Consider the following 22,177-nt stretch of genomic DNA (forward strand, 5'->3'; position numbering starts at 1 on the left):
GCTGCGCGCCGCCCGCCGGGTCCCCGGCCACGAGCGCGACCGGCGCATCGTCGAGCGCTGGGCCGCCCTCGCCGCCTCCGCGCAGGCCGCGCCGCGCACCGGGCTGCTCGGCGCCTGGCCGCTGCGGACGCTGCCGAAGGCCGGTGACACGGTGCTCAGCCCCGACGGCCGGCTCGCCGCGCTGCGCACCGGCCACAGCATGCCGCCGCGGCTCGTCGACCTGGCGAGCGGCGCGGAGCTGTACACGATCGCGGGCCACGGCGACGCGGTCACCGGCCTGGCGTTCACCCCCGACTCGCAGACGATGGTCACCTCCTGCGACGACGAGCTCGTGCGGGTCCTGGACGTCGCCACCGGCGCGGCCCGGCACGTCCTCAAGGGGCACCGCGCCAAGGTGCACGCCGTCGCGGTCGGCGCCGACGGCCGCCACGCCGTCACCGCCGGCGGCGACGGCACGCTGCGGCTGTGGGACATCGTCCGCGGCAAGCAGGTGAAGGTGCTCCAGCCGCACCCCGGCTACGTGTACGGGGTGGCGCTGCCCGGCACCGGACTGGTCGCCCTGGCCCGGCGCGTCGGCGGCGACACCTGCATCCTCGACACCGCCACCGGCCAGTGCCGCCTGGCGATGCCCGGCCGGTCCACCGGCGCGCGGTCGGTCGAGGTGACCGCCGACGGCACCGCCGGGTTCGCGCCCAGCCTCCAGGGCAGCTCGCTGTGGCGCATCGACCTCGCCAGTGGCGAGCTCGGCCTGATGACCGGCCACAGCGGTGACATCGTCGCGGTCGCCGCCGCCGGCCCGGTCGTGCTGTCCGCCTCCGCCGACAGCACCGTGCGGGTCTGGGACATCGCCACCGGCGAATGCCGGCACGTGCTCACCGGCCACACCGCGAAGGTCACGTCGGTCACCGCGACCGCCGACGGGCGGTTCGCGCTGTCGGGCGCGATCGACGGTACCGTCCGCGCCTGGGACCTGCGGTCGGGCCGATGCCTGCAGGTCCTGCAGGGCCCGGCCGGCACCTTCGTCGACGTGTGGCTCAGCGCCGACGCCCGCACGGCCCTGGCCACGTCCCGCGACGACGACTCCCGGGTCTGGGAGCTCGACTGGGACCGCGACTTCTCTTCGGCGGTACCTCTGCTGGAGGAACCCAGCAACGGCGGCCGTTCGTGGCTCGCCGCCCGACTGCAGCGGAAAGGGAAAGCATGATCCTCGCCTGTTCCGGATGGGGCTGCAACCGGCTCATCTCCGTGTCGAGCGTGCCCGGCGGCAACCCGGTCGCCCGCGCCGATCCGGAGCACTACGCGATGCAGTTCCAGATATGCCCGGACTGCCACAAGAACTTCTGCGACCGGTGCGTCCCCAAGGGCCGCCTCTTCTCGGCGGCGCGCTGCCGCGACTGCGGCGGCAAGCTCGCCGACGGCGCCCAGCGCACCAAGGTGCTCGCCCAGCCCAAGGCGGCGGTCGTCCAGCTCGACGCCAAGGGCTACGACCAGGCCGTGGACGGCCGCATGGCCGACGCCCTGGCCACCTTCGAGGAGGTCGTGCGGCAGCGCCCGGAGTTCGCCGCCGCCCACTTCCACCGCGCCCTGGCGCTGCGCAACCTGGGCCGCCCGGCCGACGCGATCGCGGCCCTGGAGCGGGTGGTCGCGATCGACCCCGGCTACGCCCAGGCGCTGTTCGACATCGGCGGCATCCACCGCTCGGCGAACGACATGGCCGCCGCCGTCGTGGCCTACGACCGCGCGATCGCGGTGCACTCGCGGTACGTCAGCGCCCTGGTCAACAAGGCGATCTCGCTGAGCGACGGCGGCCGCACCGAGGAGGCGGTGCGCGCCGCCGACGACGCCATCCGGGCGGTCGAGGCGGGCGAGACCCCGGACGACGTGCCGAACGCCCGCGCCTTCGCGTACGGCGCGAAGGCCGCGGCGCTGCTGAAGCTGGGCCGCTGGCAGGAGTCCCTGGAAGCGGTGGACGTGGCCATCGACGACGGCCCGGACGACTACGACAACTACAAGAACCGCGCGTTCGCCCTGGAGAAGCTGGGCCGCCTGGAGGAGTCCAGGCACGCGGCGTCGATCGCGGCGGGCCTGCGCCGCTGATGCTGCAACCGCCCGGGAATGGGTACCGTGGGCGCCCGCGTGTCCCGCTGCCCGTTCCCAGGCGGGTGACCAACCCGGTTGCTCGGGAGGACGCCGCGCGCGACGTCATCGGGTGCTCCCGCCTGGCCGGGCGCCGAAGGTTTGCCCGCGGGCGAACCGGGAAGCGACCACCGGTGAGGGTTGTCGTGAATCTCACGCGGTGCGAGGGCTACGCGCAGTGCGCCTTCCTTGCTCCGGACGTCTTCCGGATGCACGGCGCCGAGGCGTTGGTGTATGACGCGGCGCCCGATGACGCGCAACGGGACCGGGTCCTGCGCGCCGCGGCGGCCTGCCCGGTCCAGGCCATCATGGTCGACGGCATCGGCGCCCGGGAGGCTTCGGCGCCGGCCACGCTGTCGGTCACGCCGCCGGTTCCGGCCGGGCCGTCCGGCCGCTGGCGGGATGCGGCGGTCGAGGCCTTCCGCCGGGACGGCCACATCGTGATCGTGGGTGCGTCGCTGGCCGGGCTGCGGGCCGGGGCGGTGCTGCGCCGGGACGGCTTCACCGGCTCGCTGACGATGATCGGGGATGAGCCGTACCAGCCGTACGACCGCCCGGCGCTGTCCAAGCAGGTCCTCGACGGGTGGGTGGCGCCGGACCACACCGAGCTGCCGCTGCGCAGCGAGCTGGACGCGCGGTGGCGGCTGGGCGTGCCCGCCGTCGGGCTGGATCTGGCCGGCAGGCAGGTCCGCCTGGCCAACGGCGACGCGGTCGGGTTCGACCGGGTGCTGATCGCCACCGGGACCCGGGCCCGGCCCTGGTTCAACGACACCGAGGCCGCCCTCGACGGAGTGTTCGTGCTGCGGACCCGTGACGACGCCGCGGGCCTGCAACGCCGGCTGGCCGAGCGGCCCGGACGCGTGCTGGTCATCGGCGCCGGGTTCACCGGCTCGGAGGTCGCCTCGGCCTGCCGGAGCCGCGACCTGCCGGTGACGGTCGTCGAGCGGGGCCCCGCCCCGCTGGTCGGTGCCCTCGGCGGGGTGATCGGCGCGGTCGCCGGCGACCTGCAGCGTGAGCACGGCGTCGACCTGCGCTGCGGGGTCACCGTCACGCGGCTGGAGGGTGACGGCGACGGCCGGCTGCGCCGCGCCCACCTGTCCGACGGCACCACGCTGGATGCCGAGGTGGCCGTGGTGGCACTGGGCGCGGTGCGCAACACCGAATGGCTGCGCGGGTCGGGGCTGGCCGTCGGCCCCTGGGGAGTGGGGTGCGATGCCGGCTGCCGCGCGTTCGACGTCAACGGTGTGACGACCGAGGACGTGTTCGTCGCCGGTGACGTGGCCCGGTTCCCGCACCCGCTGTACGACTACCAGTTCCTGGCCCTCGAACATTGGGGCAACGCGGTCACGCAGGCCGAGGTCGCCGCCCACAACATGATCAGCGTCCCGCCCGACCGGTGGCCGCACCTGGCCACCCCGGTGTTCTGGTCCTCCCAGTTCGGCACCAACATCAAGTCGGTCGGTGTGCCGACCTTCGCCGACGAGGTCGTCATCGCCCAGGGCTCGCCCGCCACCCGGCGGTTCGTCGCCGTCTACGGCTACCAGGGCCGCGTCACCGCCGCCGTCGGGTTCAACCACGGCAAGTGGCTGGAGTTCTACGCGGGCATGATCGAGGCGGCCGCGCCGTTCCCGCCCGACTTCCGCGCCGTCGACCAGCCCGGCGACCGGCAGCCCGTGCCGGCCCGGATGCCCGACCGGAAGAGCCGCGACTACGAGGCCACCGTCGTGGTGACCGGCCACGACCCGAGCGAGCGCCGGGCAGAGCTGATCTACCACCGCTGACCCGAGCGTCGGCGCAGCGCACCCGCCGGGGCAGCTCCAGGAAGGCATTGTCATGGCACAGGCCAGCAACCGGGCCGGCACCCAGCCCAGCATCGTCGAGCAGATCCTCGACCCCGCCAACCGGGCCGATCCCTACCCGCTGTACGCCGAGCTGCGCAGGACCCCGGTGACCCGCGAGCCCGACGGCACCTACGTCGTGAGCACCTACAACGAGATCGTCGCGCTGCTGCACGACCCGCGGGTCAGCTCCGACCCCCGCAACCACCCGGAGATGGCCGGCGCCGCGACCACACCCGCGGAGGAGCCCGCCGGACTGCCCGAGTCGTTCATCCAGCGTGACCCGCCCGAGCACGACCAGCTTCGGGAGCTGGCCATGCGGCCGTTCGGGCCACCACACACCCCGGAGCGCATCGAGGGCCTGCGCCCCTGGCTGACCGAGGTCACCGACGACCTGATCGACGACCTCGCCGGCAGGCAGCGCGTCGACCTCGTCGACGACTTCGCCTACCCGCTGCCGGTGACCGCGATCTGCCGCCTGCTCGGCGTCCCCCGCGAGGACCAGCCGCGCTTCCACGTCTGGGCCGACGCGCTCATCGAGACCCTCGACGTGACCACGGGCGGGTTCACGCAGCGCCAGCAGCGGCGGCAACAGGTCGCCGCCGAGCTGGGCGGGTATCTCAGCGGGCTCACCGACGCCCACGCCCGCCGGCCCGGCGACGACCTGATCTCCGAGCTGCTGACCGACACCGGCCCGCACGCGCCGATGGACCGGGAGGACCTGCTCAGCACCGCCGCGCTGCTGCTGGTCGCCGGCCACGAGACCACGGTCAACCTCATCACCAACGGCATGCTCACCCTGCTGCGCCACCCCGACGTGCTCGACCGGCTGCGCCACGAACCCGACCTGGTCGTCCCGCTGGTCGAGGAGCTGCTGCGGTACGAACCACCGGTGCACATGCTGACCCGGCGCAGCACGCTGGCCGACATCGACATCGCCGGCACCACCATCCCCGCAGGCTCCCCGCTGATGCTGATGCTCGCCGCCGGCAGCCGCGACCCCGACCGTTTCCCCGACCCGGACCGCTTCGACCCCGACCGCACCGACAACCGGCACCTCGGCTTCGGCAGCGGCATCCACTACTGCTTCGGTGCCCCGCTGGCCAGGGTCGAGACGCAGGTGGCGCTGCCGGCGCTGGCCCGCCGGCTCGCGCACCCCCGCCTGGTCGCCGACCCGCCGCCGTACCGGCCCAACCCGCAGCTGCGGGGACCCCGCCACCTCGTCGTCGAGTTCGACGCGATCGCCCAGGCGGCAGCGAGGGCGGACCGCGTCATGGCCCACGGACGCTGACGGACGGTCAGCGCATGGCCCGGAAGGCGCGCCGGACCTGGTCGACGAACAGTTCCGGCTGTTCGAAGGCGGCGAAGTGGCCGCCGCGGGGAAGCTGCTCGTAGAAGCGGAGATCGGCACAGTACCGCTCGCACCAGCGCCGCGACGGGCGGAAGATCTCGGCTGGGAACACCGACACACCGACCGGCACGGTGAGGGGCCCGGTATCGAGCCCGGCGCCCCGGCCCGACGGCCGGGCGAAGCCGTGCTCCCAGTACAGGCGGGCCGACGACACGGCCGTGGCGGTGTGCCAGTAGACGCTGATGTTGTCGAGCATCTGGTCGCGGCTGAGCGCGTCGAAGGGGTCACCGTCGTGGTCGGTCCAGGCCCAGTACTTCTCGGCGATCCAGGCGGACTGGCCCACCGGCGAGTCGGTCAGCCCGTAGCCGGCGGTCTGCGGGCGGGTCGCCTGCTCGAGGGCGTAGCCGCTGCCCCATTCCCGGTGGTGGGCGGCGTCGGCCAGGCTCTGCCGCTCGAAGTCCGTCAGGTCGTCGGTGGCGAACTGGTCGCGGCGGGCCATCGGGAAGAAGTTGAGGTGGATGCCCACCAGCCGCTCGGGCTGCTGCGCCGCCAGCGCCGTGGTCACGACCCCGCCCCAGTCGCCGCCCTGCGCACCGAACCGCTCGTAGCCCAACCGGGTCATGAGCGTCGCCCAGGCGCTCGCGATCCGCGCCGGGCCCCAGCCGGGCTGCGCAGGTTTGGCGCTGAACCCGTAGCCGGGCAGCGACGGGCACACGACGTGGAACGCATCGCCCGCCGCGCCGCCGTGGGCGACCGGGTCGGCGAGTGGCTCGACGACGTCGAGGAACTCCACCACCGAGCCCGGCCAGCCGTGCGTGAGGATCAGCGGCAGCGCATCCGCGTGGGGTGAGCGCCGATGCAGGAAGTGCACGTTCAGGCCGTCCAGCTCGGTGGTGAACTGCGGCAGCGCGTTGACCCGGGCCTCCAGGCGGCGCCAGTCGTAGCCGGTCTGCCAGTACCCGCACAGGTCGCGCAGCCAGTCCAGCGGCACGCCCTGGCTCCAGTCGGCCACCGTCGCCGGCTCCGGCCACCGGGCGTGACCCAGACGCCGCCGCAGGTCGTCGAGCGCGTCCTCGGCGACGCTGACCCGGAACGCGGTCAACTCGGCGTTCATCCTGCCACCGTACGGCGGAACCCGGCCGCCACCGCCGCATCGGGCGGCCCTTCACCCGGTGCCGGACCCGCCCGGTCGGCCCGGTCAGTAGGGAACCGGCTGGTTCTCGCGCACCCAGAGGTGTTCGGCCTCGCTGCCCGAGGCGGGCGGCCGGAGCCCGTTGATCATCCACAGGTCGCGTGGGGTCTCGTCGATGTGGAACTCGCAGTACAGGCCGCGGTCGCGGGTGTGGGGGGCCAGCAAGCGGGTCAGGCTGTCGTCGATCTGCTGTCGCGCGGCGGGGTCCGGCGCGTGGTGAGCGATGTGATCGATCATGATCCGGACGGCGGTGCCCGACGGTGTGCCGCCGATGAGGAACGAGGATTCGGGGATCTCGTGGAAGATGGTCACGACATAGAACTTCGGCAGGCCCCTGTGGGCGTAGAACGCCGTGACGTCGGCGGCGAACTCCTGCTTCTGCTGCGCGGTGTAGGCGCCGACCGGATGGTAGACGTTCCATAGCGGCATCGCTGCGGGGTACCCGGTCGCCGGCGCGGGAAACTGCACCGACCTGACCGCCGGTGATCCTCGGCACCGATTCTGGACTTGCAGGTCCAGAAATCGCGAGAGAGAGTTGGACCGAACAGTCCAACTCTCTCAGGGGTACACCATCGTGGAATATTTTCTGCTCGGCCGCTCCGGGCTGCGGGTCAGCCGGCTGGCGCTCGGCACCATGAACTTCGGCACCGCCGGGTTCCACGCGTCCTTCGGCAAGTCGGAGGACGAGTCGGCCGCGATCTTCCACCGCTACGTCGAGGCGGGCGGTAACTTCATCGACACCGCCGACTTCTACACCGCCGGCGAGTCGGAGCGGATCGTCGGCCGGCTCGCCGGCAAGACCCGGGACCGGCTGGTGCTCACCAGCAAGTTCACCAACACCGTCGACCCGGCCGACCCGAACGCCGCCGGCAACGGCCGCAAGCACATGATCCGCGCGCTGGAGGACTCGCTGCGCCGGCTCGGCACCGACTACCTCGACCTGTACCTGCTGCACACGTGGGACCGCATCACCCCCGTCGAGGAGGTCGTGCGGACCCTCGACGACCTGGTGCGGGCCGGCAAGATTCGCTACGCGGGCCTGTCGGACGTGCCGGCCTGGTACGCGGCCCGGGCGCAGAGCCTCGCCGAGGCGCACGGGACGGCCCCGATGGTGAGCCTGCAGCTGCCGTACTCGCTGGTGAACCGCACGATCGAGGCCGAGTACCCGGCGCTGGCCCGCGAACTGGGCATCGGGCTGACCGCCTGGAGCCCGATCGGCGGCGGGCTGCTGACCGGGAAGTACCGCCGCGGCGCCGGCGGCGGCCTCGAGGGGGACGGCCGGCTCGGCGACGGCCCCGTCACCGACCAGCAGTGGCGCGTCATCGACGCCGTCGCGGCCGTCGCCGCCGACCTCGGCCGGCCGATGGCCCAGGTGGCGGTCAACTGGGCGGCGACCCAGCCCGGCATCGGCGCGGTGATCGTCGGCGCGAGCAGCCCGGCACAGCTGGACACCAACCTGGCCGCGCTCGACTTCGAGCTGCCGGCCGACGCCCGCCGGCGCCTCGACGAGGCCAGCGACCCGGGCGTGCAGGCGCCGTACGCGATGTTCACCCCGCGGTACCAGAGCTGGATCGTGAGTCCCGGGCTCTCCATCGGCGACAAGCCGGCCGGCTACGCCCCGCCGCTGCTCAACCGCGCCTGATCCAGCCACGCGCGCGCCCGGCGCGGCGAGGCCCGGGCCAGCCAGGCGTCCTGGACGACCTCGGCCACCTCGGCCCGGGTCAGCTCGCCGAGCCGGCTCGCGCGCACGAGCACCGACGGATGCCCGTCGAAGTGTGCCGTGGTGAAGTACGGCGACCCCTCGTCCTGCACCAGGGCGAGCTTGTCGGCCGCGGACTCGACCCAGAACACGATGACGTCGTCGTACCGCTCCCCGGTCACCGGATCGACCGCGTCGGGCCGCGGGTTGCGGAAGAACACGAAGGACTTCCCGCCGACCTGGTACACCGGGTTCCCGCCGCTGCCGTGCTCGACGGTGACGTGCGGCATGGCGAGCGCCAGCTCGTGCACGTCGTCCACGTTCGCGGCCCGGCTCGGGTCGTCGGCCATGCCGCCGAGTCTGCCAGGTCCGGCCCGGTGCGGCCGGTCGCGTCGTGGTCACTTCCCGGCCAGGGCTCGTTCACGCGCTGGTAGGCCGGCTCCGGGACCGTGGCCCGATGATGCGGTACTTCGCCGTCTGCCTGGGACACGCCAGCGAGGGTCAGGCGGAGCGATGGATTCGGGCCTTCGGTGTGCCGGCCGGTGCCGAGGTGTGCACCTTCCGGGAGCCCGGTGCCGACGCCCACGTGGCGGTGACGTTCGCGGTGCCGGGCGGGACGGCGCTGGAGCTGCCGCCGATCCGCCCGGAGTGCGCCGGCGTGGCGGCGCGCGCGGCGTCGGGGCACGCCACCGGCCGGGGCGGGCGCGCGGTGTGCTTCCGCGGCAGCGGGGCGCTGTCCGGGACGATGACGGCCGGGGCGGTGATGGCGTCGACCGCGATCGACCGGGTCGCGGTGGTCGGCGCCGGGGCGGTGCCGCCCGGCGGCCTGGTCGGGCCGCTGGACGGTGCCCGCCCCGTGTGGCGGGACGGGCGCCTGACCCTGCTGGTCGTGCCGGCCGGCGGGGACGCGTTCGCGCCCTACGACGAGGCCGCTATCCGCTCGTGACCACGCTGTCGGTGGCGAGGTGGTCGGTGCGTTCCAGGACGTGGACCGACCGTCGATCAGGAGTCGAACGAGAAGCCGAAGGCGTTCGCGGCCCTGAGGACCAGTCCGTCCCGGCCGCCGTTGCGGTCGGCCCGGGCGATCGCGCCCCGGATCAGCTGCACCGCCGGGTAGCGTAACGGCTCCGGAGGGATCGGCAGCGGCTTGCGGCGCACCATCCGCAGGCGGGTGCGCGACGTGTCGGCGCCGGCGAGCAGGTCGATCATCACCGCGGCCGCGAACCGGGTGGCGGCCACGCCGAGGCCGGTGAAGCCGCTGCTGTAGGCGAGCCTGCCGCCCATCGCCGTGCCGTGAAACGCGTTGAGCCGGGTCGACATGTCGATCATGCCGCCCCAGGCGTGCGTGAAGCGGACGTCCTCCAGCTGCGGGAACGTCCGCAGGAAGTGGTCGGCAAGGCGGGCGAAGGTCTCCGGGCGCTGGTCGTACTCGGGCCGGACGGCCCCGCCGCGATGGTAGACGGCGTCGTAGCCACCCCAGAGGATCCGGTTGTCGGCGCTCTTGCGGTAGTAGTGGAACTGGCGGCCGGCGTCGGAGATGCCGAAGCGTCCGGTCCAGCCGATGTCGCTGAGCTGCGCCGCGCTCAACGGTTCGGTCATCAGCACGTAGTCGTAGACCGGCAGCGTCATCAGCCGGTTGCGCCGCAGCAGGGACGGGAACCCGTTGGTGGCGAGCGCGACGCTGCGTGCCCGGATCCGGCCGGCCGGTGTCTGCACCCGCACGGCGCCGCCGTCATCGCGGACGCCGGTCGCGGCGGTGTGCTCGAACACGCGGACCCCGAGGCGCAGGCATGCCCGCTTCAGGCCCCAGGCGAGCTTGGCGGGGTGGGCCAGGGCGTGACGCTCGCGGCTGAACAGGCCGGCCCGCAGCAGCGGCGAGCGCACCATCGAGGCGAGCGCGTCGCCCTCGTGGAGCACCGCGTTCTCGCCCGCCTGCGCCCGCAGCGCCGCGACCTGGTGCGGTTCCGTGGCCACGGCCAGGAAGCCGCCCTGCTCGAACTCCGCGTCGATGTCGTGGTCCAGCAGCGCCCGCGCGAGGCCCGCGAAGTTCTCGGCGCCCAGCTCGGTGAGGGCCGCGAGCTCGTCCGCGAAGTGGCGCCGCCCGTTCTCCGGCCCGTGCGTGAGGCTCGCGTCCACGAAGCCGCCGTTGCGTCCGCTGGCCGCCCAGCCGACCTCCTCGCCCTCGATCAGGACGACGTCGCGTCCCGGCTCGGCCTCCTTCGCCATCAGCGCCGTCCACAGCCCGCAGTAGCCGCCGCCGATGACGAGCAGGTCCGTATCGACGTCCCCGGCCACGGGCGCCTCGGCCGCCGGCCGGCCGGGATCGTCCAGCCAGAACGACCGCGGGACCGCATCCGCCAGCGCCCGGCGGATGCGGGCGGAGTCGGTGCGGATGTCGACGTCGTAGGCAGGCCGGACCTGCATGAGAACTTCCCTTCGGCTCGCGGGGGAACGCGCCCCCGGTACCGATGGAACGTCGCGCGCCCCGCTAAAGTCAATGCGTTGACATAAGCGCGGAGAGGTGATCATGGAAAGCTCGCGGCGAGTTTCGGCGGTCCGGGCGCGGCGGCGACCCACCCGGGCCGGCGTGGTGCTCAGTACCGAGCTGATCGTCGACACGGTCCTGCGCCTCATCGACGGCCCGGGGGGCGACAAGCTCAGCGTGCGGCGGGTCGGCACGGCACTGGGCGCCGACCCCACGGCCATCTACCGTTACTTCCGCAGCCTGGACGCCATCCTGCTGGCGGTGGCGGACCGGCTCATCGGCGAGGCCACCGCGGGTTTCGTGCCCGGACCCGACCTCGGCGCCTCCCTGCGCGACCTCGCCGGGCGCATCTACCGCTCGATGCGGGCACACCCGCGGCTGGCCCAGCTGCGGGCCCACCGGTTCATCGCCGGCCCGCACGAGCTGCAGGTCGTCGACACCGGCATCGGCCTGCTGCTGCGGGCCGGGTTCGCACCCGCCGACGCCGTGCGCCGCTACCGCGACTTCACCGACACCGTGTTTGCGCTGGCCGCCCTCGACGTCAGCGATCTGCCCCCGGAGCAGGAGCGGGCCGACTGGGAGACCTGGCTCGACACGGCGAGCGGGCTGCCGGCCGACGACTATCCGAACGTCCACGCCGTCCGCGGTCATCTCCCGGCGATGGCCGGGTCCGCGTTCCCCGGCGTCCTCGAGATGATGATCGCCGTGCTGGAGCGCGACGGCGGCGCCCCCGCCTTCGATGGCTGAGAGCGCCGCCGCGGTTCCGGGGCCGCTAGCTCGCGATGAACTGCCTGATCTGAGTCAGGACGCTCGTGTTCGTGAGGAAGCCGAGGTGCGTCTCGCACGCCACGTTCGTGTTCGTGGCGCCGTCCAGGCGGGTGCTCGTGTACGGGATGATGATGCCGTCGCAGGCCGAGTACCACGTGCGGTACCTGGCGGTGCCCGGGGTCTCGTCACCCGCCGCGAGGTTGAGCAGGAACAGCGAGCCGGGGTACATCTCGATGCAGCTCGCGTAGATCAGGCAGGCGCCGGCGTAGGTCGTGCCGTGGTTGGCGCCCGCGATCGAGGCCACGTGGCTCACCGAGGACGAGCCGCCCAGCTCCTCCAGGTAGTACCGGGTGACCAGGCCGCCCATCGAGTGGTTCACGATCGCGACCTTCGACGCGCCGGTCTGGGCCTTGACCTGGTTGACCCGGTCGCGCAGGCCGGCCGCGCTGATCGTGTTCGAGCCGGCCCAGTTGTAGTCGTAGGTGTAGAGCCGGGTGAAGCCGCCGGCCCGGAACACCGACAGGGCGGTGGACCAGTTCGACCCGTTGCCGATGAAGCCGTGCACGAAGATCACCGGCGTGCTGGTGGCCGCGGCGGCGGGGTTCGCCGGGGTCACCGCCAGGCCGACCGCGGCGACCAGGGCGGCCCCGAGGACGGAGAGACGGGTGCGCATGCGCATCTTGGATGCCTCCACAGGGGACGGGGTGTGCAGCGTGGAGCCAGTCTCCGGAGGGTGCCGCCGGGCGGGCATCGGCGAAATCGCCGGTCTGTGCCGGACGCGGCACCGGCGGTACCGTCGCCGCCATGACCGCATCGTGGAGCCTGTCCGTCGCCCGCGACGACCTCGCCGACGCCGCCGTCGCCGAGGCGCCGGTGCCCGCCCTCACCGACGGGGAGGTGCTGCTGCGCGTCGAGCGCGTCGGGATGACCGCCAACAACGTCACCTACGGCGTGCTCGGCGACGCCTTCCGCTACTGGGAGTTCTTCCCGGCCGCGCCGAGCGGCCGCGGGCTGGTGCCGGTGTGGGGGTTCGCCGAGGTGGCGGCGTCCACCGTGGGCGGCGTGCCGGAGGGCCGGCGGTACTACGGGTACCTGCCGCCGGCGAGCCACCTCGTCGTGCGGCCCGACCGGGTCACCGGGGACCGCTTCCGCGACGCCAGCCCGCACCGTGCCGGCCTGCCCTCGGCGTACAACACCTACCTCGCGATCCCCGTCGACGACCTGCAGATCCTGCTCCGGCCGCTGTTCTTCACCTCGTTCATGCTCGCCGACTTCCTGGTCGACAACGCCTTCCACGGCGCCGAGGCGGTCGTGCTGTCCTCGGCGTCGAGCAAGACCGCCTACGCGGCCGCGTTCGAGCTGCGCGACGCCGGCGTGCGGCTGGTCGGGCTCACCTCGCCGGGCAACGTCCGGTTCACGGAGGAGCTCGGCTGCTACGACGAGGTGCTGACCTACGACGGCCTCGACGCGCTCGACCCGGACCGGCCGACGCTGTACGTCGACGTGTCCGGCCGGCCCGACGTCCGCGCGGCGCTGCGCCGGCACCGTCGGCTGGTCGGCGACGTCGCCGTCGGCCTGACCAGCCAGGTCCCCAACGCGTTCAGTGCCGGCAGCGTGTTCTTCGCGCCGGACCAGATCCGCAAGCGGACCGTCGACTGGGGCCGCGAGGGGCTCGACGCCCGGTTCGCCGCCGCCTGGGACCGCTTCGCGCCGGTGGTGGCGCAGCACCTCGACGTGGTCGTCGGCCACGGCCCGGAGGGCCTGCGCGACGCCTGGCTGGAGGTGCTGCAAGGGCGCACGGATCCCCGCGTCGGGCACGTCGTCGCCCTTTAGGCGAAGGACTCCTCGCTGACCCAGGCCGCGTACACGTCCGGGCCCATCGCCTCGATGAGGCCCGCCGTCTGGGTTGCCTGGGCGGCAAGGGCCCGGACCTTCAGCGTGCTGACCTCGGGGGAGAGCCGCAGGTCCAGGGCAACCTCGTCCGGGACCACGGGATAGCCGGGCTCGAAGACGCCGAACCGGTCGGTCAGCGCCTTCCACCGGGCCGCGCGGGCGGCCGGGATCGCGGCCCGCAGCAGCCGGGCGCCGCGTGGCGCGGCCCGTTGGAAGGCGAGCGCGGCCCAGGCCGCCACCGCCCGGTGGTCAGGGTGGCCGGTGATGCCGTCCGCGCCGAACGTGACCACCGTGTCCGGGCGCACCTCCTCCAGGAGCGAGCACAGCTCGGCGGCCGCCGTCTCGACCGGAATTGGGTTGCCGTACCGGCGGGAGTGCGGGAAGGTCACCTTCATGACGCGCTGACGCCCCCTGCCGACCTGCCCCTGCATCGTCCAAGAGAGAGCGTCCGTGTCTGTCACCGTCTTCGCCGGCTCGTCCAGCTGGATCGAGTCCGACGCCGTCGCGCAGTGCCACCAGGTGGCCGCGCTCGACGGCATGCGTCACGTCGCCGCCATGCCCGACCTGCACCCGGGCAAGGGTGCCCCGATCGGCGCGGCGATGGCCTCGTCCGTGCTGTACCCGTTCCTGGTCGGCTCCGACATCGGCTGCGGCATCGCCGTGTTCCCGATCCGGCTCAAGCGCCCCGACCCGCAGCGGCTCGCCGCCCGGTTCCCCGACCTCGACTCGCCCCTCGACCCGTCGCTGCTGGACGAGGACATCCCGGGTGGTCACACCGACGGCCTCGGCACGGTCGGCCGGGGCAACCACTTCGTCGAGCTGGCCCGGGTCGACGGCGTGCTCGACGACGCCCACGCGGGCCGGCTCGGCCTCGCCGCCGGCGACCTCGTCCTCGTCGTGCACAGCGGCTCGCGCGGCTTCGGCGAGCGGATCCTGCGCGCGCACACCGAGGTCCACGGCGCCGGACCGGCCGCCGACCCCGCCGCGTACCTCGCCCAGCACGACGATGCCGTCCGCTGGGGCTCGCTCAACCGGCGACTGCTCGCCGCCCGGGTCGCCGACGCGCTCGGCGCCGCGCTGAGCGAGCCGATCGTCGACCAGTGCCACAACCTGGTCGAGCTCCGCGACGGCGAGTACCTGCACCGCAAGGGCGCCGCGCCGGGCGACGGCAACGACGTGCTCATCGCCGGCACCCGCGGCACCCACTCGTACCTCGTCGCCGCCCACGCCGGCCCCGACGCGAACTACTCGGTCGCGCACGGCGCCGGCCGCAAGATGTCCCGGGCCGACGCGCTGCGCCGCGGCAAGGCCAAGCACACGGTCGAGGAGCTGCGCCGCACCCCGCTCGGCTCGGTCGTGGTCTGCGGCGACCGGCAGCTGCTGTTCGAGGAGGCGCCGACCGCGTACAAGCGCATCGAGCAGGTGATCGCCGACCTCGTCGACCACAAGCTCGCCACGCCGGTCGTCACGACGGCGCCCGTGGTCACCTACAAGGTCGCCGACGCCGCCCCGGCCCGGCGGCGCTGACGTCGCGGCTCAGTCGCCGGCCCGGGCTCTTCTGAACAGCTCGTCCTCGGCGAGGACCATGCACTCCCACGCCTCGTCGCGGCGCGGGCCGGCGTGGCGGTCCGGCCCGACGAACTGGGACAGCAGCGCCGGGCCGCCGAAGCGGTGGATGTCGCGGTGCACGGCGACCTCGTTGCCGCACCGGGTGACCTCGTCACCGGCCTCCAGGAGCGCCTCGGCGGTGCCGGCGAGGAACACCGTCTCGGCGAACTCGGTGACGCCGAGGTCGAGCCGGTCGCGGCGCCAGTCGTCGGGCCGGCGCTCCTCGCGTGGCGCCGGCGTGTCGACGGTCCGCGGCCGTCCCCGCCGCAGCCGCGCCCGGACCGCCGGCCAGGCCGACCGCCGCAACGGCACGTCCGTGCGCAGGACGACGAGGTCCGCCAGCCCCTGTATCTCGGCCCAGTGCTCGACGTAGGCGCTGCGCGGGTTGGCCCGCAGCGGGAGGAACACGACGCTGTGCGGGCTGACCGCGGCGAGCCGGATGAGCGCCCCGAGCCGCAGCAGATCGGCCCGGGACCCGACGAGCGCCCCGGTGTGCGCCCACAGCAGGCGGGTCTGATGCGTGCGCCGCAACGGATCGCGCGGCGTCAACACCTGCCGCAGCCGCGCGCCCCCGCCGAGCTCGTGGACCGTCACCCGCACCCGCACCGCCGCACCGTAGGCCGGGCCGGGCGCCGGGACAACCGCATTCCTACCGGTCGGCGGTCAGGACCAGGCCAGGGCGGCGCGGTGCTGCCAATACACCTCGGGCGGCTCCGGGGTCACCGGCAGGGCGTCACCGGTGACGTCCAGGGCGCGCAGGTTGGTGGTCAGCTGGGCCACGGTGGCGGCGCCCGACAGCACCGTCGAGGCCCAGGGCTGCCGGAGGGCCGCCGCGATCGCCTCGGCGTCGCGGTCGGCGAGGCGGCCGTTGGCGAGGGCCTCCTTGACGATCACGTGGCGGCCCTCGGCGTGGGCTTCGGCCAGCGCCGGGCCGGCGGACGGCTCCAGCGGGTTCCACGTCGCCTGGACGCTGCGGAACAGCGGGGCGCCGTCGACCTCGACGCGTAAGGCGGTGCGGACGGCGTCGGCCTGGTGCGGGCCGCTGGTCGACAGGCCGATCGTCACGCCCTCGGCGGCCAGGGCGGCGAGGCGGTCGTGGAGGGCGCGGTCGGTCAGGGCCGGGCTCTGCGGGGTCACGGAATGGATGTGATACACGTCGAGGCGCGCGCCGAGCAGGCCGCGGGTCTCGGCCAGCTGCCGCTCGAACGTCGCCGGGCTGTGGTCCTTGGTCTCGTGGACGGGCGCGTCGACCCGCCAGCCGGCCACATACGTATACCCCCACTTGGAGCCCACGACGACGTCGTCGTGGCCGTCGAGCCAGCGGGCGACGAACTCCTCCGCCAACCCGTAGGACCGGGCCACGTCGACGTAGCGGACGCCCGCGGCGTAGGCGGCGTCGAGCAGCTCGTGGCTGCGGCGGCGGAGCCCCTCGACCGAGCGGTCCGGGGGCAGGTCGCGGTCGCGGCCGAGGTTGATGTAGCCGGGGCGGCCGACGGCGGCCAGGCCGAGGCCGATCCGCCGTACGGGAACACTGAGGTCGAGCCGGTCGAGCGCCATGCCTCCATTATCGGAGCCGGCGTACCGCCACCACCGCGGCCACGATGATGAGCAGGGCGATGCCGCCGAGCAGCCCGAGCAGGCCGTAGTGCCGGGACGGCGACGGCGCGGGCCGGGCCGGCTCGGCGCCGGCCTGCGCGCCGGCGGACGGGGGAGTGCGGTGCAGCTCCTCCGCCTCGGCCGGGGTGACCAGGTGGCCGACCGTCGAGCCCTTCGGCAGCGCGAAGCCCCAGTCGAGCAGCATCGAGGCCTGCTTCCAGGTGCGCCCGGGCACGATCTCGGCGCCCATGAGCGTCACGACGAGCCGCCGGCCGTCGCGCTGGGCGGCGCCGACGTACGTGTGCCGGGCCTCGTCCGTGAAGCCCGTCTTGCCGCCGAGCGCGCCCTGGTAGTTGGTGAGCAGCTTGTTCTCGTTCTGGATCTGGAAGCCCTTCGGGTCCTTCGGCGGCTGGGCCGGCCACTGGAACGTCGGCCTGGTGTCATACTGCAGGAAGTCGGGCCGGTCGAGGTCGACCCGCGCGATGAGGGCCAGGTCGTAGGCGCTCGTGAGCTGGTCGGGGGCGTCCAGCCCGGACGGCGTCACGGCGTGCGTGTCGTCGGCCCCGAGCCGGCGCGCCTCGGCGTTCATGGCGGCGATCGTCGCGGGCACCCCGCCGTCCCCACCGGCCACCCGGGCGAGGGCGTTCGCGGTGTCGTTGCCCGATTGCAGCAGCAGCCCGTACCACAGCGTCGACACCGGGTACTTCCCGCCGACGATCATCCCGACCGCCGAGCTGTCCGCCGGCAGCGCCAGGTCCTCGGCGGTCGCCTCGACGACCAGGTTCGGGTCGAGCTTGGGCAGCGCGGTCGCGGCGAGCAGCAGCTTCTGCACGCTCGCGGGCCGCCGTCGCAGGTGCGGGGCGCAGGCCCCGAGCACCTCGCCGGTGTCGAGGTCGGCGACGACCCAGGACATGGCCGAGAGCGCCGGCGGGGCCGGTGTGCCGTCGGGGCCGGCGAGTCCGGTGGTGCCGAGGCGCTCGCCACCGACGGGGGCCTTCGACGTGTCCCGCGGCGGCGACGGCGGCGTGGGCGGGATCGTGGCGATGGACGCGTACGGGCACGGCACGACCGCGTCCGCGGGCGCGCTCGCGGCGGGCGTCGGCGACGCCAGCAGTACGACACCTGTCACCGCCGCCAGAAAACCGGATCCAGCCATGGCGGGCAACCTACAACGGATGGCCGGGGGTGAGCAGCCGCGGGTCGTAAGATCATCGGTGCACGGAAGGGGCGTCGTGGTGCCCGCGGGCCGCCGCCGTCGGGCGGGCGTGGGGCGGGTGGGCCGCCGGGCGGGCCGGCCACCAGAAGCGTTCGCCGAGGAGCAGGGCGATCGCCGGCACCACCACCGTGCGGACCACCAGGGTGTCCAGGACGACGCCGATGCCGACGATCACGCCGATCTGGGTCAGCACGATGACCGGCAGGACGCCCAGGACCGCGAACACCGCGGCCAGCAGGATGCCCGCCGACGTGATCACGCCGCCCGTCGCGGCCAGGGCCCGGACCGTGCCGGCGCGGGTGTCGCCGCGGCGGGATGTCTCCTCGCGGGCCCGGGTGACCAGGAAGATGTTGTAGTCCACGCCCAGTGCCACCAGGAACAGGAAGCTGAGCAGCGGCACGGTCGCGTCCAGGGCCGGGATGTCCAGGAGCCGGGTCAGGACCAGGCTCGCGGCGCCCAGGCTGGCGGCGTAGCTCACCACGACCGTCAGCAGGAGCAGCACCGGGGCCAGCAGCGACCGCAGCAGGACCACCAGCACGAACAGCACCACGGCCAGGACGAGCGGCACGACCACGCGGTCGTCGTGGCGGTTGGCCTCGCGCTTGTCCAGGTCGGCCGCTGGTGGGCCGCCGACCAGCAGGCCGGGGTCGACCGCCCGCAGGGCGCGCACCGCCGCGTCGGCCCCGGGGGTGCCGGAGCCGGCGGTGAGGTCGACGCCGACCTTCACCAGGGCACCGTCGTCGGAGCGCTCCGGGCGGCCCACCGCGGCGACGCCGTCGACGTCGTCGAGCGCGGCGACCAGGCGGTCCGCGGCAGCGGAGGGGGCCACCACGGTCGCCGGCTGCGACGAGCCGGCCGGGAAGTGGCGGGCGAGGGCCTCCTGGCCGGCCACCGACTCGACCCGGGTGCGGAACTGCTCGGTCTGGGCCAGGCCGATCGACGTGCCGGTGAGGCCCAGCGACAGGCCGGCCAGGGCGACCGCGGCGGCGACGAGCACGAGCGCGGGGCGGCGGCCGACGGCGTGGGCGACGCGGGACCAGACGCCGCGCTCGGTCGGGTCCGTGCTGCCGGCCCGCGGTACGAATGGCCAGAAGACGCCCCGGGGCAGGCTGACCAGGGCGGCCGGCAGGACGACGAGGCCGAACAGCAGGGCGACGGTGACGCCGATGGCGGCCGCGACGCCGAGGGTGCGGTTGCTGGTGAGGACGGCCGCGAGGAGCGTGAGCAGGGCCAGGACGACCGTGCCGGCGCTGGCGACGACGGCGGGGGCGGCGCCGCGCAGGGCGGCGGCCATCGCCGTGCGGCGGTCGTCGGTGTGGCGCAGCTCCTCGCGGTACCGGGAGACGAGGAGCAGGGCGTAGTCCGTGCCGGCGCCGAAGACGAGCACGGAGACGATGCCCGCGACGGAGGCGTCGGTGCGCTCGCCGACCAGCCGCGCCACCCAGGGCAGCAGCTTCGCCACCACCTGGTCGCCGGTGCCGATGACGGCGAGCGGGACGATCCACAGGAAGGGGCTGCGGTACGTCAGGAGCAGCAGCACGGCCACGACGCTCGCGGTGGCGACGAGCAGCCGCACGTCGGCGCCCTCGAACGCGGCACCGAAGTCGCGGCCGAAGGCGGGTCCGCCGGTGACCTGGGCGGTGAGCCCGGCCGGCAGCCCGGCGTCGCGGACCGTGGCGCGCACCCGGTCGACCTGGTCGCGCACGACCTGCTCGTCCGGGGATTCGGTGAGCGTCACCGGCACGAGCGCCGCCCGGCCGTCGTCGGAGAAGACCGCGCGCCCCTGGACGGCCGACCCGATCGCCCCGCGGTCGGCGTCGGTGAGGGGCCCGTCGGCCCGCTCGAACACGACGATCACGGTGGCGGTGCGGCCGCTCGGGAACCGGTCGGCGAGCTCGGTGACCCGCGTCGACTGCGCGCCCGCGGGCAGGCCGTCGGCGGGGTCGGCCGCCGGCTGGGCCGGCGAGGTGAGGAACACCAGGGCGGTCAGCGCGGCCGCGACGAGCAGCACGGCGACGGCTCCGGCCCGGCTGGTGACCACGGCCGCCACGCGAGTTCCCACGAGTTGCCCTTCTCGAAGTTTCCACGATCGAAACATCCGCGCGGATATCGACGCAAGTTTCGACGCAACGTATGTTAGGTGGAATCACGTTCGTGGGTCGCCTGCGGCCCACCTGACGCGCCCCCCGCTGGTGCTGCTGCACGGCGCGATCGCCAACTCGGCGTCCTGGATGGGCGACGCCGCCGAGTGGTCGCAGCGGTTCCGCGTCTACGCGGTCGACGTCATCGGCGAGGCCGGACTCAGCGCGCCGGCCCGCCCGCCGCTCGACTCCGACGCGTACGCGGCCCGGCTCGACGACGTGCTCGACGGGCTCGGCCTGCGCGGCGCGTCCTTCGCCGGCATCTCGCTCGGCGGCTGGCTCGCCCTCGACTACGCGATCCGCCGGCCGGACCGCGTCGACCGGCTGGCGCTGCTCAACCCGGGCGGCGTCACGGCGGCGATTGCCGAGTTCCTGTCCCGGTAGGACGCGTGAGCCGCCCCGCTCAGGCGCCGTCGGCGCGGATGCCGAACGTGTCGCCGTAGACCTGCAGCCGGATCGGCACCTGTTTGCGCAGGGTGCACGATCCGCCGGCGGGCAGCACCCGCCGGCACGTGGCCGCGTCGCCCGGCGACGGCGTTCCGGACGCCTCCTGTGTGGTGTCGACCGCGTACCCGGCGGCGACCAGCCGCTCCAGCACCGGCAGCGGCAGCCAGTCCGGCCGGTCGCCGCCGCGGGCCGGGAGCTCCACCTCGGCCGACGGGCAGGCGTCGAGGCACGCGATCGGCATCGAGCCGGGATCGGAGCGCACGCCCGCGGCGGCCAGCTCGGCGACCGGGATGCCCAGGGCGGTCGCGACGGCGTCGTCGACCTTCCGGGTGGCCTTCCTCGGGTCGGTGGTGCAGCCCGCCGCCAGCCCCACGACCAGCACCACGGCCACCGCCGCCCACCGTCTCATGGGCCCGATTCTGCCGGGCCGGCCCGGCCGCCGGTGTCTGCGGCGCGACACGGTCCCGCCCGTCGCGTTTCGTCGGGGAAAAGATCCTGCAGGATGAGTGCACATTGATCCGGGCGGGTGTATGGTCGGCCGCACCCGCCAGGGGAGGCCGCCATGGTGTTCAAGGTCGACGTGCCGCCGGAGCTCGTCCAGGGTGACGTGGACGAGGGGTACGGCCCGGTTGCCGACGCGTTCCGCCGCAACTTCGCCGAGCGCGGCGAGGTGGGCGCGGCCTGCTGCGTCTACCGCGACGGGCGCAAGGTGGTCGACCTGTGGGGCGGCTACCGCGACGGCCGCTCCCGCGCGCCCTGGCGGGAGGACACGCTCGTCACCGTCTTCTCCACCACGAAGGGCGTCTCCGGGCTGGCGGTCGCCGTCGCCAACGCGCGTGGCCTGCTCGACTACGACGCGACCGTGGCGACGTACTGGCCGGAGTTCGCCGCCGAGGGCAAGGCGGCGATGACGGTCCGGCAGCTGCTGTCGCACCAGGGCGGGCTCGCCGCCATCGACCGCCCGCTCAGCGTCGCCGACCTGGCGGACCTCGACGTGGTCGCCGCCGCCCTGGCCGCGCAGCGTCCGGCCTGGGAGCCGGGGACCCGCCACGGGTACCATGCCATCTCCCTCGGCTGGTATGAGGGCGAGCTCATCCGGCGGGTCGACCCGAAGGGCCGCTCCCTCGGGCGGTTCTTCGCCGAGGAGATCGCCGCCCCGCTCGGCGCCGAGTTCCACATCGGCGTGCCGGACACCGTCGACCCGGACCGGATCGCGCACATCCACGGCTACAAGCCGGCCGAGCTGCTGCTGCACATGGGCACCATGCCCCGCGGGTTCGTGCTCGGCTTCCTCAACCCGCGCAGCGTGACCGCCCGGTCGTTCGCCAACCCGAAGGTGCTGTCGGAGACCGGCAACTACAACCTGCCGGAGGTGCGGCGCCTGGAGCTGCCGGCGGCCAACGGCACCGGCGAGGTGCGCGCGATCGCCCGCGCCTACGCCGACGCCGCGACGGGCGGCCCGGTGCTGGGCCTCACCCCGGCGACCCTCGACGCGCTGATCCGCCCGGCCGCGCCGCCGGCGGGCGGCCTGCACGACGTGGTCCTGCGGGTCGACTCCATCTTCTCCCTGGGCTACGTGAAGCCGTTCCCGAGGTTCCGCTTCGGCGCCGCGGGCAACCAGGCCTTCGGCACCCCGGGCGCCGGCGGCTCGTTCGGCTTCGCCGACCCGGAGACGGGCATCGGCTTCGCCTACGCCATGAACCGGGCCGGGTTCCACCTCTGGGACGACCCGCGCGAGCTGGCCCTGCGTGAGGTGTTGTACCGCACGGTGCTGGGCGAGCGGACCCAGCACCCCGACCCGCGCTGA

Annotated in this window: 22 protein-coding genes; 11 read left to right on the top strand and 11 right to left on the bottom strand. The window is 74.2% G+C overall.

The window, feature by feature from the left end:
- The 4 genes from ABZS66_RS36470 to ABZS66_RS36485 all read left to right on the top strand — a co-directional run.
- The coding region (locus ABZS66_RS36470; RefSeq protein ID WP_354765863.1) for a WD40 repeat domain-containing protein at positions 1 to 1,204 on the top strand (1,204 nt) is incomplete at its 5' end.
- Positions 1,201 to 2,097, top strand: a complete 897-nt coding sequence (locus tag ABZS66_RS36475) for a tetratricopeptide repeat protein (protein WP_354765865.1) — start codon at positions 1,201 to 1,203, stop codon at positions 2,095 to 2,097. The genes ABZS66_RS36470 and ABZS66_RS36475, both read left to right, overlap by 4 nt.
- A gap of 185 nt (positions 2,098 to 2,282) precedes the next feature.
- Positions 2,283 to 3,917 (top strand): FAD-dependent oxidoreductase, encoded by a 1,635-nt coding sequence (locus ABZS66_RS36480; protein ID WP_354765867.1) that lies wholly within the window; start codon positions 2,283 to 2,285, stop codon positions 3,915 to 3,917.
- Positions 3,918 to 3,969: 52 nt separating this feature from the next.
- Positions 3,970 to 5,265: a cytochrome P450 gene (locus ABZS66_RS36485; protein WP_354765869.1), complete on the top strand. Its 1,296-nt coding sequence runs from the start codon at positions 3,970 to 3,972 to the stop codon at positions 5,263 to 5,265.
- Between the two features lie 7 nt (positions 5,266 to 5,272).
- Here the strand turns inward: ABZS66_RS36485 and ABZS66_RS36490 are convergent, their stop codons facing one another.
- Positions 5,273 to 6,439, bottom strand: a complete 1,167-nt coding sequence (locus ABZS66_RS36490) for an epoxide hydrolase (RefSeq protein WP_354765871.1) — start codon at positions 6,437 to 6,439, stop codon at positions 5,273 to 5,275.
- An 84-nt stretch (positions 6,440 to 6,523) separates the two neighbouring features.
- The gene (locus ABZS66_RS36495) at positions 6,524 to 6,946 is read right to left on the bottom strand and encodes a tautomerase family protein (protein ID WP_354765872.1); all 423 of its coding nucleotides are present in this window, start codon (positions 6,944 to 6,946) and stop codon (positions 6,524 to 6,526) included.
- Between the two features lie 145 nt (positions 6,947 to 7,091).
- On the opposite strand from ABZS66_RS36495, the gene ABZS66_RS36500 reads away from it, so the two are divergent.
- Positions 7,092 to 8,159 carry an aldo/keto reductase gene (locus ABZS66_RS36500; protein ID WP_354765874.1) on the top strand — a complete coding sequence of 356 codons (1,068 nt, stop codon included), beginning with the start codon at positions 7,092 to 7,094 and terminating at the stop codon, positions 8,157 to 8,159.
- On the opposite strand, the gene ABZS66_RS36505 is transcribed toward ABZS66_RS36500, so the two are convergent.
- Positions 8,129 to 8,566, bottom strand: coding sequence for an MmcQ/YjbR family DNA-binding protein (locus ABZS66_RS36505; protein WP_354765876.1), 438 nt, complete (start codon positions 8,564 to 8,566; stop codon positions 8,129 to 8,131). The genes ABZS66_RS36500 and ABZS66_RS36505 overlap by 31 nt on opposite strands.
- A gap of 107 nt (positions 8,567 to 8,673) precedes the next feature.
- On the opposite strand from ABZS66_RS36505, the gene ABZS66_RS36510 reads away from it, so the two are divergent.
- The gene (locus ABZS66_RS36510; RefSeq protein WP_354765878.1) at positions 8,674 to 9,162 is read left to right on the top strand and encodes a hypothetical protein; all 489 of its coding nucleotides are present in this window, start codon (positions 8,674 to 8,676) and stop codon (positions 9,160 to 9,162) included.
- Positions 9,163 to 9,218: 56 nt separating this feature from the next.
- On the opposite strand, the gene ABZS66_RS36515 is transcribed toward ABZS66_RS36510, so the two are convergent.
- Entirely contained in the window at positions 9,219 to 10,640 is a 1,422-nt protein-coding gene (locus ABZS66_RS36515) for an FAD-dependent oxidoreductase (protein ID WP_354765880.1), read from the bottom strand.
- A gap of 103 nt (positions 10,641 to 10,743) precedes the next feature.
- Between ABZS66_RS36515 and ABZS66_RS36520 the strand changes: the two genes are divergently transcribed.
- Positions 10,744 to 11,448 carry a TetR/AcrR family transcriptional regulator gene (locus tag ABZS66_RS36520; protein WP_354765882.1) on the top strand — a complete coding sequence of 235 codons (705 nt, stop codon included), beginning with the start codon at positions 10,744 to 10,746 and terminating at the stop codon, positions 11,446 to 11,448.
- Positions 11,449 to 11,473: 25 nt separating this feature from the next.
- On the opposite strand, the gene ABZS66_RS36525 is transcribed toward ABZS66_RS36520, so the two are convergent.
- Entirely contained in the window at positions 11,474 to 12,142 is a 669-nt protein-coding gene (locus ABZS66_RS36525; RefSeq protein WP_354765884.1) for an alpha/beta fold hydrolase, read from the bottom strand.
- Positions 12,143 to 12,273: 131 nt separating this feature from the next.
- Here ABZS66_RS36525 and ABZS66_RS36530 point away from each other — a divergent pair, with 131 nt between their 5' ends.
- The gene (locus tag ABZS66_RS36530) at positions 12,274 to 13,302 is read left to right on the top strand and encodes a DUF2855 family protein (RefSeq protein ID WP_354765886.1); all 1,029 of its coding nucleotides are present in this window, start codon (positions 12,274 to 12,276) and stop codon (positions 13,300 to 13,302) included.
- Here ABZS66_RS36530 and ABZS66_RS36535 read toward each other — a convergent pair.
- Positions 13,299 to 13,757 carry a PIG-L family deacetylase gene (locus tag ABZS66_RS36535; protein ID WP_354765888.1) on the bottom strand — a complete coding sequence of 153 codons (459 nt, stop codon included), beginning with the start codon at positions 13,755 to 13,757 and terminating at the stop codon, positions 13,299 to 13,301. The genes ABZS66_RS36530 and ABZS66_RS36535 overlap by 4 nt on opposite strands.
- A gap of 16 nt (positions 13,758 to 13,773) precedes the next feature.
- Here ABZS66_RS36535 and ABZS66_RS36540 point away from each other — a divergent pair, with 16 nt between their 5' ends.
- Positions 13,774 to 14,889 (top strand): RNA ligase RtcB family protein, encoded by a 1,116-nt coding sequence (locus tag ABZS66_RS36540; RefSeq protein WP_354765921.1) that lies wholly within the window; start codon positions 13,774 to 13,776, stop codon positions 14,887 to 14,889.
- Positions 14,890 to 14,898: 9 nt separating this feature from the next.
- On the opposite strand, the gene ABZS66_RS36545 is transcribed toward ABZS66_RS36540, so the two are convergent.
- From ABZS66_RS36545 to ABZS66_RS36560, 4 genes are read right to left on the bottom strand one after another with little or no spacing between them, the layout of a single operon-like run.
- Positions 14,899 to 15,576 (bottom strand): hypothetical protein, encoded by a 678-nt coding sequence (locus ABZS66_RS36545; RefSeq protein WP_354765890.1) that lies wholly within the window; start codon positions 15,574 to 15,576, stop codon positions 14,899 to 14,901.
- A 57-nt stretch (positions 15,577 to 15,633) separates the two neighbouring features.
- Entirely contained in the window at positions 15,634 to 16,527 is an 894-nt protein-coding gene (locus ABZS66_RS36550; RefSeq protein ID WP_354765892.1) for an aldo/keto reductase, read from the bottom strand.
- A gap of 7 nt (positions 16,528 to 16,534) precedes the next feature.
- Positions 16,535 to 17,722: a D-alanyl-D-alanine carboxypeptidase family protein gene (locus ABZS66_RS36555; protein ID WP_354765894.1), complete on the bottom strand. Its 1,188-nt coding sequence runs from the start codon at positions 17,720 to 17,722 to the stop codon at positions 16,535 to 16,537.
- Between the two features lie 52 nt (positions 17,723 to 17,774).
- Positions 17,775 to 19,844: an MMPL family transporter gene (locus ABZS66_RS36560; RefSeq protein ID WP_354765896.1), complete on the bottom strand. Its 2,070-nt coding sequence runs from the start codon at positions 19,842 to 19,844 to the stop codon at positions 17,775 to 17,777.
- 130 nt (positions 19,845 to 19,974) lie between these two features.
- Here ABZS66_RS36560 and ABZS66_RS36565 point away from each other — a divergent pair, with 130 nt between their 5' ends.
- The gene (locus ABZS66_RS36565; protein ID WP_354765898.1) at positions 19,975 to 20,307 is read left to right on the top strand and encodes an alpha/beta fold hydrolase; all 333 of its coding nucleotides are present in this window, start codon (positions 19,975 to 19,977) and stop codon (positions 20,305 to 20,307) included.
- A 19-nt stretch (positions 20,308 to 20,326) separates the two neighbouring features.
- Here ABZS66_RS36565 and ABZS66_RS36570 read toward each other — a convergent pair whose 3' ends face one another.
- A complete protein-coding gene (locus tag ABZS66_RS36570; protein WP_354765900.1) occupies positions 20,327 to 20,779 on the bottom strand; it encodes a hypothetical protein in 453 nt (150 codons plus the stop codon).
- Between the two features lie 153 nt (positions 20,780 to 20,932).
- Between ABZS66_RS36570 and ABZS66_RS36575 the strand changes: the two genes are divergently transcribed.
- The gene (locus tag ABZS66_RS36575; RefSeq protein WP_354765902.1) at positions 20,933 to 22,177 is read left to right on the top strand and encodes a serine hydrolase domain-containing protein; all 1,245 of its coding nucleotides are present in this window, start codon (positions 20,933 to 20,935) and stop codon (positions 22,175 to 22,177) included.

It is taken from the genome of Dactylosporangium sp. NPDC005572, assembly GCF_040605515.1.
Taxonomy (GTDB): Bacteria; Actinomycetota; Actinomycetes; order Mycobacteriales; family Micromonosporaceae; genus Dactylosporangium.